Origin of the sequence: Marinomonas rhodophyticola, assembly GCF_026113935.1 — a bacterium.
Lineage (GTDB): Bacteria > Pseudomonadota > Gammaproteobacteria > Pseudomonadales > Marinomonadaceae > Marinomonas > Marinomonas rhodophyticola.
Genome location: NZ_JAPEUL010000009.1, coordinates 878619 through 892893, shown reverse-complemented (window position 1 = coordinate 892893; position 14275 = coordinate 878619). Strand labels below are relative to the sequence as shown.

The window sequence follows — 14275 nt, the reverse complement described above, 5'->3', positions numbered from 1 at the left end:
AGAGGTAATGATGAATACAGCGACAGAAGCCAATTTTGACGGCTTAGTGGTACCTAACCCACAACTACAGCGGCCTATCTTTTGGTAACGTCGCTTCATTAAATAACTCCGCACGTCCATCTAATCCAAAAGCGGCAGCCAAACAAGGCTTGGTCAAAATGAAAGCCTTAGCAGATATGGGGTTTGTACAAGGCGTACTTGCCCCACACGAACGACCACATATCCCAACACTGCGTCGTTTAGGCTTTTCAGGAACAGACGCCAGCATATTGGAACAAGCTGCCAGACAAGCCCCCAAGCTGCTTGCTGCGGTTAGTTCCGCGTCCTGTATGTGGACCGCCAATGCCGCAACCGTCTCGCCAAGTGGCGACACCCATGACAAACGCGTGCATTTCACGCCAGCCAACTTAGTGAATAAATTCCACCGCTCCATAGAGCACGAAACCACTGGCGCAATTTTGCAAGCCACCTTCAACGACGAAAAACACTTCGCCCATCATCCCGCTTTGCCCAGCGTCGACCACTTTGGTGACGAAGGTGCAGCGAACCATACACGTTTTTGCCATAGCTATGGCGAACAAGGCATCGAATTCTTTGTCTACGGCATGGAAGCCTTCAACAGCAACGCCCCTAAACCGGCTAAATTCCCGGCTCGCCATACCTTAGAAGCCTCTCAAGCGGTGGCTCGTCGTCATGGATTATCAGCCAATCAAGTGGTTTATGCTCAGCAAAATCCAGACGTCATCGACGCTGGTGTCTTCCACAATGATGTCATCGCCGTGGGTAATCGCAATGCGCACTTCTATCACCAAGAAGCCTTCTTGGACACGGCTAAAATGAAGCAAGACTTGCTCACAGCTTGGGGCGACAGAGCATCTCAGTTTCACCTGATTGAAGTACCAAGCAACGCTGTATCGGTGCAAGATTGTATTCAGTCTTACCTGTTTAACAGCCAATTATTAAGCCGTGGTGACGATGACATGGTGCTGGTTGTACCGGGAGAATGTGAAAATAATCCAGCGGTTTGGGCATATTTAAATAGCCTAGTGGCTGGTCAATCACCAATCAATGAGATCAAAGTCTTCGACCTCAAACAAAGCATGAGCAACGGCGGTGGTCCAGCTTGTCTAAGACTTCGCGTTGCTTTAACGCAAGCTGAACAAGCGGCGATTAATCCATCCACTATAATGAATAATACTTTGTTTGAACGTTTAAATGTCTGGATAGATAAACACTATCGAGACGAGCTACACGAACAAGATTTGGCGGACCCTCAACTGCTAATAGAAAGCCGTACTGCGTTGGATGAACTCACCAAAATATTGAATTTAGGTAACGTTTATGAATTTCAGACCTAATTTATTCTTCGTTAAATGGATCTAGAACAGGCTTAAGAGAAACACAGGCCATGAATTCTGTAATTAATGCGCACAGAGTATCTCTTGCTTGCTGCGAATAAGCTCTGCCGAGTACAATCCTTGCAAATTAAATTTGGCCTTATTCAATAGAAGGAAGACTTCTTGACCACCTTATCCGATGCTTTGCAAGCGTTGGCAGCCCACTGCCAACAAGCCGCGACAACATCAGCACTCACATTCCACCGCGGTGTGGAACGTGAAGCGTTACGAGTTGATCGCACTGAGGGCCGCATTTCCCATAAGCCCCACCCAAAAACATTAGGCTCAGCACTGACTCATAGTTCTATTACCACGGATTATTCTGAATCTCTCATGGAATTTATCACGGGTGTTCATCCAAGCGTGGAAGGGGTAATCAAGGAGCTAGAAGACATTCATAACTTGGTTAACCATGAGCTATTTAATCAAGACGAATGTTTGTGGCCCGCGAGTATGCCTTGTTACCTTGCTGGTAATGATGATGTACCGATTGCCTATTATGGCGAATCCAATACTGGCAAACTAAAACGCGTTTACCGTGAAGGTTTGTCCAATCGTTATGGTCGCATCATGCAATGTATTGCAGGTATGCACTATAACTTTTCCTTTGATAAAGACTTCTGGACATTTTTGGAGCAATACAAAGGCAAAACGGCGTTATCTGCCAGCGAAAAACAAACCTTCCAGTCTGATAGTTATTTCGCTTTGATTCGCAACTTTCGCCGCAGCTCTTGGATGCTTTCATTACTGTTTGGGGCTTCTCCAGCCATCGACGACAGTTTTTTACCCAAAAAGCCAGACAGCTTAACAACACTTGAAAAGCATACTTGGTTCGGCCCGAAAGCAACGTCACTTCGTATGAGCGATCTTGGCTATCAAAATAAAGCCCAAGCCGATCTGTACGTCTGTTATAACGAAGTCGATACTTATATCAGCACCATCAAAAATGCATTACGCACACCCTATCAACGTTACCAAGACATCGGCGTAAAAGTGGACGGGCAATATCGTCAGCTTAATAGCAATCTGTTGCAGATTGAAAACGAATATTACAGTGATATTCGTCCAAAACGTGTCACGCAGCCAGGCGAACACCCAAGCGCTGCCTTGCATGCGAGAGGGGTTGAATACATTGAAGTACGCATTATGGACTTAGATCCAAGTTCTTCTATCGGTATGCAATCGTCTACCTTGTATTTTATTGATGTGTTTTTGCTTTACTGCATGTTGCGTGGCGACGAGCATCTTGGCAGTGAAGAATGCAAACAACTGCGTAAAATGCAGCAAGAAATTGCTTCCCATGGTCGTGACTTGGAGATGGACTTTGATTTTGGCAAAGGCCCAATTAAATTGCGCCACAAAGCCGAGCAGATGCTTGATGAGTTAACCCAAGTTGCTAATTTTTTGTCGCAAAAAACAGGGAATGCAGCCTATCAGCAAGCAGTAGCAATCCAAAAAGAGAAACTGGCTGACGAAACTCTGCTGCCTTCTGCACAGTTGTTAGCGCGTTGCAAAGCACAACAAGGCTATCAAAGTGCCATGTTAGCGTTGTCAAAAGAACAACAAGCTCAATGGATGGCTTGCCCATTAACTCAGGAACTGACTCGTGAGTTTATGGACAAAGCAGAACGCTCTTTACAAGACCAAGCAGCCATTGAAGCCGCTGATGAAGTGGACTTTGATACTTTCCTAGCGGCATATTTAACACCACAATGAATGTATTGTAGGTCGTGGCTTTAGTCCGACATTTTTGTCGACATCCCTTTTTAAGGATAAAGACACGACCTACAAAATGATTAAGCGTTTGGTGATACTGGAATATCTTCAAGATTATCAAGCACTAACCATTCTGCCAGTTTCGTGCGCAACTCATCGACACCATCACCACTTAAAGAAGAAAAAGTCTGTACTGAACCATCAACACCCAATGTTTTAATCACACGCTGTACAGCCAACATGGTCGATTTAGCTGGCCCACGTTTTAACTTATCAGACTTAGTTAATAACACATGCACTTTCATGCGGTTAGATTTCGCCCAGTCGAGCATCATTTCATCAAACTCTTTCAATGGATGACGAATATCCATCACGAGAACCACGCCCGCTAATGAACGGCGATTCATCAAGTAGTCTTGCATGTGCGCTTGCCACACTTTTTTCATGGCGATCGGCACTTTCGCAAAACCATAACCAGGAAGGTCAATAAGACGACGATCATCGACATTGAGTCCCAAAACAGTTAATCAACTGTGTTCGACCTGGTGTCTTAGACGTACGTGCCAACTTACGTTGATTCGTCAAGGTATTTAAGGCGGTAGACTTACCCGCATTCGAGCGTCCTGCGAATGCCACTTCGACACCTTGGTCTAAAGGACATTGAGAAAGTTTTTCGGCACTTTTGATAAAATGTGCAGATTGGAAAGTAGAGTCAAAAGGGGTCATAAGTTGGTATTCATCAGTAGATTCGAATTGGCATTTAGGTTTATTTCATTTGCTGTATATAATGCCAGCAAACTCGATGATATGCCATGTTGTTCACAGCAAAAGGAGATGCGTGTAAATTTCATGTAAACTTACTGGAAAATCAGCGCGCTAGAGCTCTGATAGAATCGTATTCTACTGAAATTCTGTGCATCATGTATGAATACCTTATAAACAGATATAACTAGGAGCACTCCATGATAAAGTTTTTGTCAGCACTGATCTTTTCTTTACTGATTCCTCTCTCTGCGGTTGCCGCGGAATACAGTGATGGTAATGGTTATACGACAATCAAAACCCCTGTGAGAACCAGTGATCCAAATAAAATCGAAGTCACCGAAATCTTTTGGTATGGTTGCCCACATTGCTACAGCCTAGAACCTCTTGTCCAAGCATGGAAAAAGACTTGCCGAGTGATGTTGACTTCAAATTCTTGCCAGCTGTATTTGGACGTGGCTGGTTAGCGCATGCAAAAGCCTTTTATGTCGCTGATCTCCTTGGTATGGAAGATAAAATTCGTGCTGATCTGTTTAATGCTATCCATGTTGAGCGCCGTAATCTAAACTCAGAAGATGCGTTGGCACGCTTTTTTGCCGACTACGGTGTTAACGAAGATGACTTCCGTAAACAGTATGATTCTTTTGCCGTCAACAGTCGCCTAAGCCAAGCCGATGCAAAAATACGTGCCTACGGTGCACGTGGCGTTCCTGGCATTATTGTCAATGGTAAGTATTTAGTCAGTGCGGAAAGCGCCAATGGCAATGAAAACATTTTTAAAGTGGTTGACTTCTTAATCGAGAAAGAACGTCAAAAATAGTAGGACTTAGTGAAATATGACGGAATCATCCAGTGACAAACTGATTGAAGTGTTACGTAAAGCGGTTTCTAGAACCAGCATGCTGGCTGAAGGAAACGACCCAAAACTTGATTCCGTCGTACGCCAAATACGGCAAGCCATTACCAAAGGTGCCAATGCTGAAGAAATACAAGAGGTTCTTAACAATGCGGAACCTCTATTAATTCAAAGCGACGAGGCACAAGCAAGCCGAGCTAGGCAAGTTCGAAGCGTTTTAGAAGAGCTTATCAACCTTCTTGAAAAGCAAGAAAGTAAACGTGTCCCTCAAAACGAAAAGAAACAACTTGAAGCACAAATACGCTTACACTGGCAGTCTGCCTCACAATGGCCTCAACTGTTAAAAGGCTTTCTAACGCTGGCAGAAAACACTCTCAGCCAAGCAGAAGTCGATCCCGCACGCAGTTCGTTTTTTAAACGCTTATTCAATCGAAACCGTAGCACAAGCGATTCACAAAGAAATGATCAAGACATCATGATGCAAATTAGCCATACTCTGGCAGGCCTCATGAATAATTTGTCCTTGCCTAGTCATTACGACGAAGACGTTGTTGACTTAAAGAAAGCACTACTCGGCAATAATAATTTACAGCAACTGCCCAGTTTGCTGGATGAAGTTATCAGCTTGATTATGATTGCGATCGGCAAAAATCAAGAAAGCCTGACCAATTATCTCAATCAACTAAATAAGCAACTGGCCAGCATCAACGAATCTATTTCCAGCAGCTACTTTTCACAAAAATCTTTATCTGAAAGCCGCGAAGGATTTAATACAAAACTACAAAAACAAGTGAGTGATACCTCAAAAGCCGTTAACAGCGCCGATGACCTAGACAGCCTTAAAGCCATTATCAACGATAGGTTGTCGACTATTTCCACTACCATGACAGAATACAAGACCAAAATGGTCGAACAAGAAAAGCATGCTACACAGTCCATTACCTTGCTAAAAAACAAGGTCACTCGAATGGAAAAAGATACGGTATCCTTGCGCTCGTTATTACAAGAGAAACTTGCCCAAGCAATGACAGATACGCTAACAGATTTGCCTAACCGTACAGCCTATCAAGACACCATTTTGCCCTTGTGTAAAGTCACACAGAAAAACCAAAAATCACTTTGCTTAGCCGTTTGCGACATAGACCATTTTAAAAAAGTTAATGACACATGGGGGCATCTGGCTGGCGATAAGGTCCTTAGACTGGTGCCAAAACAAATTCGTAGTGTTCTGGATAAAACGGATCTGATTTTCCGATATGGCGGTGAAGAGTTCGTCATTATTTTCCCCAACACCACGCTCGCTCAGGCCATAGAACGTGCAGAGGCCATTCGCCTTGCTGTTATCAAAACCCCTTTTAATATGCAAGGCGAACCCGTTTCTATCTCCGTCTCAATGGGAGTCGCGGAATTGCATACTCAAGAAGAACCGGAATCCTTGTTCTCTCGCGCCGACAAGCAGCTCTATTTAGCGAAAGAAGCAGGACGAAATAAGGTCATGGCACACAAATAGTACTGATAAAGCAGTACCCGTGCCTTGCCGACACGGTTACAATAACCGCTTAAATAAAGAATATGGCGCATGATACCGCCAGTAGGATGAAGTAGTTTATGCAAGACGATCAGAAAAAAACCACTGACTTTGGCTTTAAAGAAATCCCAACCGACGAAAAAGTAAAAGCGGTCGCACAAGTTTTTCACTCCGTAGCCGCAAAATACGACATCATGAATGACCTGATGTCCGGTGGTATCCATCGCCTTTGGAAACGTCATACTATTAGTCAATCTGGTGTCCGCGCTGGGCATTGCGTTCTTGATATCGCTGGTGGCACAGGAGATTTAACCCTTAAATTTTCTCGTCTTGTAGGTACACAAGGTCAGGTTATTCTCGCTGACATTAACGATTCTATGCTAAAAGTCGGTCGTGATAAGCTTGCTAACCAAGGTGTGGTCGGTAATGTTAAATTTGTCCAAGCCAATGCAGAAGCACTGCCATTTCCCGACGATACGTTTGACTGCATTACCATTGCTTTTGGTTTGCGCAATGTGACGGATAAATCCAAAGCACTCGCCTCTATGTACCGTGTATTAAAACCAGGTGGACGTTTATTGGTGCTTGAATTTTCTAAGCCTGAGTCCGAACTCTTATCACAAGTCTACGATCAATATTCTTTCCGTTTACTACCAGCCATGGGCAAGTTGATCGCTAATGACGCCGACAGTTACCGCTATCTTGCTGAGTCCATTCGCATGCATCCAGACCAAGAAACACTAAAAAGCATGATGGATGATGTTGGATTTGAGCGTACCAGTTACCAAAACTTAACCGGCGGCATTGTTGCGCTTCATAAAGGGTTTAAATTCTAGTTATGCTAACCAGTGTTTTTCGCTTATTGCGTATTGTATTTACCGTCGTTCGATTTCGCCTTGATGTCTTTATTCCTTTTGGTCTACTGCCTTGGTACATTCGTTATACGCTTGGCGCTGTGTGCGCTATTGGGCGTAAACGTGCACAACAAAATAGAGGCGAGCGACTGAGGCTAGCACTAGAGTCTTTGGAACTCTATTTTTGTTAAATTTGGACAAATATTATCCACGAGGCGCGATTTACTGGATGATGACATTGCTGATGAGCTAGCAAAGCTTCAGGACAAGGTGCCGGCATTTCCAGGCCATGTCGCTCAAGCTATTATTGAAAGAGATTTAAAAGCCCCAGTTTCCGAGGCTCTTTGCTAAATTTTCAGCTACTCCATTAGCTTCCGCCTCCATTGCCCAAGTTCACACTGCAACACTGCACTCTGGCGAAGAAGTAGTAGTGAAAGTGATCCGCCCTCATATAGAAAAAACCATCAGCAAAGACATCAGCTTGCTTTACACCTTGGCCCATCTTGTTGCGAATATGAGCGCCGATGGTCGTCGTTTAAGACCAGTAGAGGTAGTAACCGACTACGAATACACTATTTTAGATGAACTAGACCTTGCCAAAGAAGCTGGCAATACCGGTTTATTGCAGCGCAACTTTACTCACTCTGATCTGCTTTATGTACCGCAAGTGTACTGGGATTTCAGTCATCGCAATGTCATGGTGATGGAACGTATTTCAGGTATTCCTGTTGCCGATATTGCAGCCCTGAACAAAGCTAACGTGGACATGAAATGCTTGGCAGAACGTGGTGTTGAAATTTTCTTCACTCAAGTTTTCTCACATAGTTTCTTCCATGCGGATATGCACCCAGGCAACATTTTTGTTGATGTAAGTAACCCCAAAAAACCTAAATATATTGCCATTGATTGCGCGATCATGGGCAGCTTAGACGATGCTGATAAGAGCTACTTAGCTCGAAATCTTCTGGCATTTTTTCAACGCGATTACCGTTTAGTCGCCGAACTGCATGTGGAAAGTGGCTGGGTACCAAAAGGCACTCCTGTACACGCTTTTGAATCGGCTATCCGCAGTGTCTGCGAACCCATGTTTGCAAAACCACTGAAAGACATTTCTTTTGGTCAAGTACTCATTGGATTATTCCAAACGGCACGTCGCTTTAACATGGAAGTACAACCCCAGTTGGTTTTATTGGAAAAAACATTATTGAACATTGAGGGGTTAGGACGTCAACTGTATCCAGATTTGGATCTATGGGTAACGGCAAAGCCCTTCTTAGAAAAATGGATGAGTGAACAAATGGGACCAAAACGTGTCATGGAAGAAGTGCGCAAACAAGCACCACAGTGGGCTGGCCAATTACCACAAATTCCTAACTTGATTTATACGGCATTGTCTCAAATGTCCCATCAAGAAGAACGTATGCAAGCACAAACCCAAGCCATTGAGCAACTTAGTAAGGAATTACAAAAAGGACGTAAAAACACCCCCTTTCGTTTGTTGGGCATATTGAGTTTGGCAAGCGCTTGGATGGTGACAGACCCTGAGTCACTAGAACACTTACAAACCGCTGATATAGCTAGCCTAGGCTTATTTCTTGTGGGCCTTTACCTACTTGTCTTAAAACCGTAACATTCGAGAGATTATAATGAGATCCGATGTATTGGCTGAGTTAGCAGCCACTCTAGAACAACGTAAAACCGCCGCCGCTGATTCTTCTTATGTTGCTAGTCTACACGCAAAGGGATTAAATAAGATCCTAGAGAAAGTAGGCGAAGAAAGCATTGAAACCATCATTGCTGCGAAAGATGCTGTCATCTCTGGCGATAAGTCTGATTTGATTTATGAAACAGCAGATCTCTGGTTTCACACACTTGTCATGTTATCTCATTTAGATATTGGCCCAGAGGCGATATTGGATGAATTAGCACGTCGATTCAACTTGTCTGGCTTAGACGAAAAAGCCAATCGTAACAAATAAAAATGGGAGAAAAATATGTTCGGTGGAATCAGTATTTGGCAACTTTTGATCGTATTAGCCATCCTAATTCTTATCTTTGGCACCAAAAAACTTAAAAATCTCGGGTCGGACCTAGGCGGAGCCGTAAAAGGCTTTAAAGAAGCCGTTGATAAAGACGACAAAGCAGAAGATGACAAAGTCGCCCAGCACAAAGTGATTGATGCTGATGTCAAAAAAGACGATAAGAGCGCCTAAGCTGTGTTCGATATTGGCTTTTCTGAACTGCTTGTTGTTTTCGTTGTTGGCCTGTTAGTGCTCGGCCCTGAACGTTTGCCTCATGCTGCTAAAATGGCTGGGTTGTGGGTGCGTAAAATAAAACGCAGTATTAATTCCGTACAAAGAGAAATTAATGCTCAGCTTGATCAAGAGGAACTTCAGCAAAAAATCAGTGAAACGAATCAACGCCTTTTAAAAGAGGAACGTGCTATTCAAAACACGATTTTACCCGTGGCAACTCAAGAACCAGTTGCTGAGCATAAAGACGCTCAAGCGAACATTGAAGCAGAACAAGCACCGTTATCCGATAAACTAAAAGCAGACACAGCGATAGAGATCGACCAACCGGCAAACCATACAGAGAAAACGCCTGAAGCCACATCTCGTCCTTAACGGAACGAACTTTGACAAACTATACGCGGACATGTGACGCATTATGAGTACAGATTCTTCAAATCAAGCACCATTGGTTGCTCATCTTCTCGAGCTTAGAAATCGTTTACTAAAGTCGGTTTTAGCGATACTGATTTTATTTGTTGGCCTATATGCGTTTGCCAACGACTTATACCTTATTGTGTCTGAACCATTACGACTTTTGCTACCTCCTGGCAGCTCATTAATAGCAACAGAAGTCGCTTCGCCTTTTTTAGCCCCCCTAAAGCTGACATTTTTTGTTTCTGTTTTAATCTCTGTTCCTTATACCCTGTATCAAGCATGGTCCTTCATTGCCCCAGCCTTGTACAAAAATGAAAAACAAATTGCGATACCCTTATTGGTGTCCAGTATTTTCCTTTTTTATGCTGGCATCTTGTTTGCCTATTACATTGTTCTGCCATTGATTTTTGGCTTTTTCACGACAGTAGGACCTGGCGAAGTCACGGTCATGACTGATATTAATAATTATTTAAACTTTGTACTCAAACTCTTCTTTGCGTTTGGCGTCACCTTTGAAATTCCTGTCGCTACCTACTTGCTGATCAAAGCCGGTGTGACAACCGTTGCGGCTTTAGCAAAAAAGCGCCCTTATATTTTTCTAGGTTGCTTTGTCGTTGGCATGTTGATCACACCGCCTGATATTTTCTCGCAAACTTTGCTAGCCATACCTATGTGGTTGCTGTTTGAATTGGGCCTTTTGGCGGGACGCACTGTTAAAGTGGTTGTCGATGGTAGCGAAGAGCGGAGTGAAAGCACTCAGTCGGCTCAGTAAAACCTCAAACTTAACCATCATTTTTTAGAGCACTTGAACCTAATTCAAGTGCTTTTTTTTTTATATCACCGCCCTCTCTCAACAAAACGACTCTTCATCGATTTATGCCAGAGTGCTATTGTGCTGAACAACCTAACGTATATTGAGAGGCTTTCCCGCTATGCAGATAATAAATGCGAATGCTGTCAACCAAGTATTGAGCTTTGAAACACTGATTCCAGCGATTGAGAAAACGTTCCAACAGAGTTTTGGAATGCCACAAAGACAAATATACCCTTTACCCAGCGGCTCGTTGGATAAGCATGATACGTTTGCGGTTCTTCCCGCATGGACAGAAGAAGTATTAGGCGTGAAATCCTTCACTCATTATCCGGAAAACCCAGAAAAAGGACGCCTCACTGTCGCCGCCCAAGTGTTACTTTTTTCTCGACCAACTGGCGCGCCGCTCGCTCTGGTCGATGGCACCAGTCTAACGTATTGGCGAACCGCAGCTGTATCAGCTCTGGCTGCTAACTATATGGCAAAGGAAGATGCCTGCACACTTCTCTTGTTTGGCACAGGGGAATTAGCGCCTTATATGGCACTCGCCCACGCCAGCGTTAGACCACTTCATACCATTTATGTTCATGGTCGCTCAGAAGAAAAAATGCGCAAGGTACAACAAAAAATCAAACATATTCGCCCCGACCTTAACGTAGAGGTATGTGCACATTATGAAGAAGTGATTACTGGCGTCGATATCATCAGTTGCGCCACTGGCAGCCCAACCCCCTTATTTAAAAGCGCCTCTCTTGCTGCTGGCACTCATATAGATCTGGTGGGTAATCACCACAGACACTGTCGAGAATGCGACTCCGCTACCGTTAAAATGTCGCATGTCATTGTCGATAGCCTCTTGAATGTATTAAACGAAGCGGGCGATATTTTAATCCCACTGGAGGAGGCCTGCATCAAGGAGGATCACCTACAAGGTGAACTTGCGCAGCTGTGTAATGGGACAATAAAAGGTCGACTCAACAACAGCCAAACCACTTTATTTAAATCGGTTGGCACTGCTCTTGCCGATGTAGCCAGTGCCTATCATGTTTACCAATTGCTGAACCGTCCGTAAATCAACCAAATATAAGACTTAATCAAGCATAAAGGTAACAGGGCCATCATTGGTAAAAGAGACTTTCATGTCGGCTCCAAAACGCCCTGTTTCAACCTTACTGTATTGAGCACGCACTTTATTCACAAAGTCATTAAACAGACGCTCTCCCTCTTCTGGAATTGCGGCTGTAGAAAAGCCAGGACGCAAACCTTTCTTAGTTTCAGCAGCCAAGGTAAATTGCGACACCAATAAGACACCACCAGAAACCTGCTGAACATTTAAGTTCATTTTGCCCTCTTCATCACTAAACATACGGTACTTCAACAATTTATCAGCCAGCCTTTGAGTGTCCGTCTCGGTATCACCTTTCTCAATACCGACCAATACTAGCTGACCATGATCAATTGCGCCGATGATGTCACCATCAACAACAACGCTCGCATTTAACGCTCGCTGCACCAAGACTTTCATCCCTATCTCCTTTTACTTACCAATACTCACTCAGCTAAATAAAACACCTGACTTTAACAAAGTTTAGAAAAAACAAAAGCGCCCGAAGGCGCTTCTGTCGCTCACGAATTCATTTGCATGAATTCATTTGCTGCTGCTCTTTGTAAAGGGTACTTTCATACCTTTTCAAAAATCGCTATTACTTACGACCAGCGCGTTTACGCTCGTTTTCAGTCAATAGTTTTTTACGAATACGAATACTGACTGGCGTCACTTCTACCAACTCGTCGTCTTCGATAAACTCAAGTGCTTGTTCAAGCGTGTGACGAATCGGTGGCGTCAAGGTCAAAGCTTCATCCGTACCAGAGGCTCGCATGTTCGTTAACTGCTTACCTTTAACTGGGTTAACCGTTAAGTCATTATCGCGTGAATGAAGACCGATGACCTGACCTTCATATACTTCAACCGCGTGACCCAAGAACAAACGACCACGGCTTTGTAGGTTAAACAAAGCAAACGCCGCTGTTTTACCTGTCACCATGCTGACCAACACACCGTTCTGACGACCACCTACATCACCGTCTTTTACAGGACCGTAATGATCAAATACGCTGGTCATAATACCAGAGCCAGAAGTGAGCGTTAGGAACAAACCACGGAAACCGATTAGACCACGAGAAGGCGCCATGAATTCAAGACGCACACGACCTTTTCCATCGGGTTCCATGTTGGTCAATTCCGCTTTACGCAAACCAAGCTCTTCCATGATAGAACCTTGATGTTGCTCTTCAACGTCGATAACGACACGCTCAAAAGGTTCGTGGATTTTGCCATCGACTTCTTTTTGGACCACTTCAGGACGGGAAACCCCCATCTCAAAGCCTTCGCGGCGCATGTTTTCAATCAATACAGAAAGATGTAGCTCACCACGGCCAGATACAATAAATTTATCCGGTGTTTCACCTTGGCGAACACGCAATGCCACGTTATGGATAAGCTCTCGATCAAGACGGTCTGAAATATTACGAGTGGTAATAAATTTACCTTCTTTACCGGCAAAAGGAGAATCGTTGACCATAAAGGTCATACTTACCGTCGGCTCATCCACTGACAATGCTGGCAATGCTTCAACACAATCAGGATTACATAAGGTATCAGAGATACTCAAGCCATCAATACCCGTAATGCACACGATATCACCAGCACCGGCTTTATCGGTATCAACACGCGCCAGACCATGATAGCCCTTCACGTTTAACACTTTACCTTTACGCTCTTTGCCATCAGCAGACTTAACAACAACCTGCTGGTTTGGAGACAAACTACCGCGTGTGATACGGCCGATACCGATAACACCGACATAAGCATCATAATCCAATGCAGAAATCTGCATTTGGAACATGCCATCTGGGTCAACATCTGGCACTGGCACACTGTCTACAATCATTTGGTACAGCGGCGTCATGTCTTCCGCCATGTTCTCTGGATCATTACCAGAAATACCGTTGATAGCAGACGCGTAAATAACAGGGAAATCTAACTGCTCTTCTGTTGCACCAAGACTGTCGAACAAATCAAACACTTGATCCATAACCCAATCAGGACGAGCACCTGGACGGTCAATTTTGTTGATAACAACGATAGGACGTAGGCCACGCTCAAATGCTTTTGAGGTTACAAAACGCGTTTGCGGCATTGGACCATCCACAGCGTCAACCAACAAAAGTACAGAATCAACCATAGACAATACACGCTCAACCTCACCACCAAAATCGGCGTGTCCAGGTGTATCCACGATATTAATACGGTAGTCGTTCCACATGATTGACGTGTTTTTCGCCAAAATCGTGATGCCACGTTCTTTTTCTTGGTCGTTAGAATCCATGATTCGTTCAGAACCTTGATCTTTACGATCCAATGTGCCAGATTGGCTTAATAGCTGATCAACCAAGGTTGTTTTACCGTGGTCAACGTGGGCAATAATAGCTACGTTACGTAACTTATTGATATCATTAGACATTTATAGTTCTCTGCGTTTAGCGTGAGCAAAAAGATGTAACGCCGCTTGATACGAACAAGTATGCTCTTCAAGCGTCTCGAATCTTGGTGCGGGGTAAAATTCGCGCAATTGTACCCTGATATTTGTGAATATCCCATTAAAGTGGCTAAAAAAGTCAA

The 14275-nt window shown here is 44.0% G+C and carries 12 protein-coding genes and 3 pseudogenes; 12 read left to right on the top strand and 3 right to left on the bottom strand.

What is annotated here, in order from left to right; translation table 11 throughout:
• Positions 1-10 precede the first annotated feature (10 nt).
• Together astB and gshA are read left to right on the top strand one after the other, a co-directional pair.
• Positions 11-1358: pseudogene (gene astB / locus ONZ52_RS19050) on the top strand (N-succinylarginine dihydrolase).
• A gap of 162 nt (positions 1359-1520) precedes the next feature.
• Positions 1521-3113, top strand: coding sequence for a glutamate--cysteine ligase (gene gshA, locus ONZ52_RS19045; RefSeq protein WP_265220225.1), 1593 nt, complete (start codon positions 1521-1523; stop codon positions 3111-3113).
• 80 nt (positions 3114-3193) lie between these two features.
• Here the strand turns inward: gshA and yihA are convergent.
• Positions 3194-3839: pseudogene (gene yihA, locus ONZ52_RS19040) on the bottom strand (ribosome biogenesis GTP-binding protein YihA/YsxC).
• Positions 3840-4075: 236 nt separating this feature from the next.
• Here yihA and ONZ52_RS19035 point away from each other — a divergent pair.
• The 10 genes and pseudogenes from ONZ52_RS19035 to lhpI all read left to right on the top strand — a co-directional run bounded on the left by ONZ52_RS19035 (position 4076) and on the right by lhpI (position 11665).
• Positions 4076-4342 carry a thioredoxin domain-containing protein gene (locus tag ONZ52_RS19035; RefSeq protein ID WP_265220224.1) on the top strand — a complete coding sequence of 89 codons (267 nt, stop codon included), beginning with the start codon at positions 4076-4078 and terminating at the stop codon, positions 4340-4342.
• On the top strand, positions 4285-4695 hold the full coding sequence (locus ONZ52_RS19030) for a thiol:disulfide interchange protein DsbA/DsbL (protein WP_265220223.1): 411 nt from the start codon (positions 4285-4287) through the stop codon (positions 4693-4695). The genes ONZ52_RS19035 and ONZ52_RS19030 overlap by 58 nt, the downstream gene beginning before the upstream one ends.
• A gap of 16 nt (positions 4696-4711) precedes the next feature.
• Positions 4712-6241, top strand: coding sequence for a GGDEF domain-containing protein (locus ONZ52_RS19025; protein ID WP_265220222.1), 1530 nt, complete (start codon positions 4712-4714; stop codon positions 6239-6241).
• Between the two features lie 98 nt (positions 6242-6339).
• Positions 6340-7095 carry a bifunctional demethylmenaquinone methyltransferase/2-methoxy-6-polyprenyl-1,4-benzoquinol methylase UbiE gene (gene ubiE, locus ONZ52_RS19020; protein ID WP_111606747.1) on the top strand — a complete coding sequence of 252 codons (756 nt, stop codon included), beginning with the start codon at positions 6340-6342 and terminating at the stop codon, positions 7093-7095.
• A gap of 2 nt (positions 7096-7097) precedes the next feature.
• A pseudogene (ubiB, locus tag ONZ52_RS19015) lies at positions 7098-8743 on the top strand (ubiquinone biosynthesis regulatory protein kinase UbiB).
• A 16-nt stretch (positions 8744-8759) separates the two neighbouring features.
• Positions 8760-9092, top strand: a complete 333-nt coding sequence (locus ONZ52_RS19010; RefSeq protein ID WP_111606745.1) for a phosphoribosyl-ATP diphosphatase — start codon at positions 8760-8762, stop codon at positions 9090-9092.
• 15 nt (positions 9093-9107) lie between these two features.
• Positions 9108-9326 carry a Sec-independent protein translocase subunit TatA gene (tatA, locus tag ONZ52_RS19005; protein ID WP_111606744.1) on the top strand — a complete coding sequence of 73 codons (219 nt, stop codon included), beginning with the start codon at positions 9108-9110 and terminating at the stop codon, positions 9324-9326.
• A 3-nt stretch (positions 9327-9329) separates the two neighbouring features.
• The gene (tatB, locus tag ONZ52_RS19000) at positions 9330-9740 is read left to right on the top strand and encodes a Sec-independent protein translocase protein TatB (protein ID WP_265220221.1); all 411 of its coding nucleotides are present in this window, start codon (positions 9330-9332) and stop codon (positions 9738-9740) included.
• A 43-nt stretch (positions 9741-9783) separates the two neighbouring features.
• Complete coding sequence (gene tatC, locus ONZ52_RS18995; RefSeq protein ID WP_265220220.1) at positions 9784-10554, top strand: twin-arginine translocase subunit TatC; 771 nt, start codon at positions 9784-9786, stop codon at positions 10552-10554.
• Positions 10555-10714: 160 nt separating this feature from the next.
• On the top strand, positions 10715-11665 hold the full coding sequence (lhpI, locus tag ONZ52_RS18990) for a bifunctional Delta(1)-pyrroline-2-carboxylate/Delta(1)-piperideine-2-carboxylate reductase (protein WP_265220219.1): 951 nt from the start codon (positions 10715-10717) through the stop codon (positions 11663-11665).
• An 18-nt stretch (positions 11666-11683) separates the two neighbouring features.
• Here the strand turns inward: lhpI and dtd are convergent, their stop codons facing one another.
• Together dtd and typA are read right to left on the bottom strand one after the other, a co-directional pair.
• Entirely contained in the window at positions 11684-12118 is a 435-nt protein-coding gene (gene dtd / locus ONZ52_RS18985) for a D-aminoacyl-tRNA deacylase (RefSeq protein ID WP_265220218.1), read from the bottom strand.
• Positions 12119-12296: 178 nt separating this feature from the next.
• The gene (gene typA / locus ONZ52_RS18980) at positions 12297-14117 is read right to left on the bottom strand and encodes a translational GTPase TypA (RefSeq protein ID WP_265220217.1); all 1821 of its coding nucleotides are present in this window, start codon (positions 14115-14117) and stop codon (positions 12297-12299) included.
• Positions 14118-14275 lie beyond the last annotated feature (158 nt).

Excerpts from the sequence above, each read along its gene's own strand:
- ONZ52_RS19025 (WP_265220222.1), top strand. The coding sequence starts at position 4,712 with ATGACGGAATCATCCAGTGACAAACTGATTGAAGTGTTACGTAAAGCG.
- tatA (WP_111606744.1), top strand. The coding sequence starts at position 9,108 with ATGTTCGGTGGAATCAGTATTTGGCAACTTTTGATCGTATTAGCCATC.
- typA (WP_265220217.1), bottom strand. The coding sequence starts at position 14,117 with ATGTCTAATGATATCAATAAGTTACGTAACGTAGCTATTATTGCCCAC.
- lhpI (WP_265220219.1), top strand. The coding sequence starts at position 10,715 with ATGCAGATAATAAATGCGAATGCTGTCAACCAAGTATTGAGCTTTGAA.
- tatC (WP_265220220.1), top strand. The coding sequence starts at position 9,784 with ATGAGTACAGATTCTTCAAATCAAGCACCATTGGTTGCTCATCTTCTC.
- ONZ52_RS19010 (WP_111606745.1), top strand. The coding sequence starts at position 8,760 with ATGAGATCCGATGTATTGGCTGAGTTAGCAGCCACTCTAGAACAACGT.
- ubiE (WP_111606747.1), top strand. The coding sequence starts at position 6,340 with ATGCAAGACGATCAGAAAAAAACCACTGACTTTGGCTTTAAAGAAATC.
- ONZ52_RS19035 (WP_265220224.1), top strand. The coding sequence starts at position 4,076 with ATGATAAAGTTTTTGTCAGCACTGATCTTTTCTTTACTGATTCCTCTC.
- dtd (WP_265220218.1), bottom strand. The coding sequence starts at position 12,118 with ATGAAAGTCTTGGTGCAGCGAGCGTTAAATGCGAGCGTTGTTGTTGAT.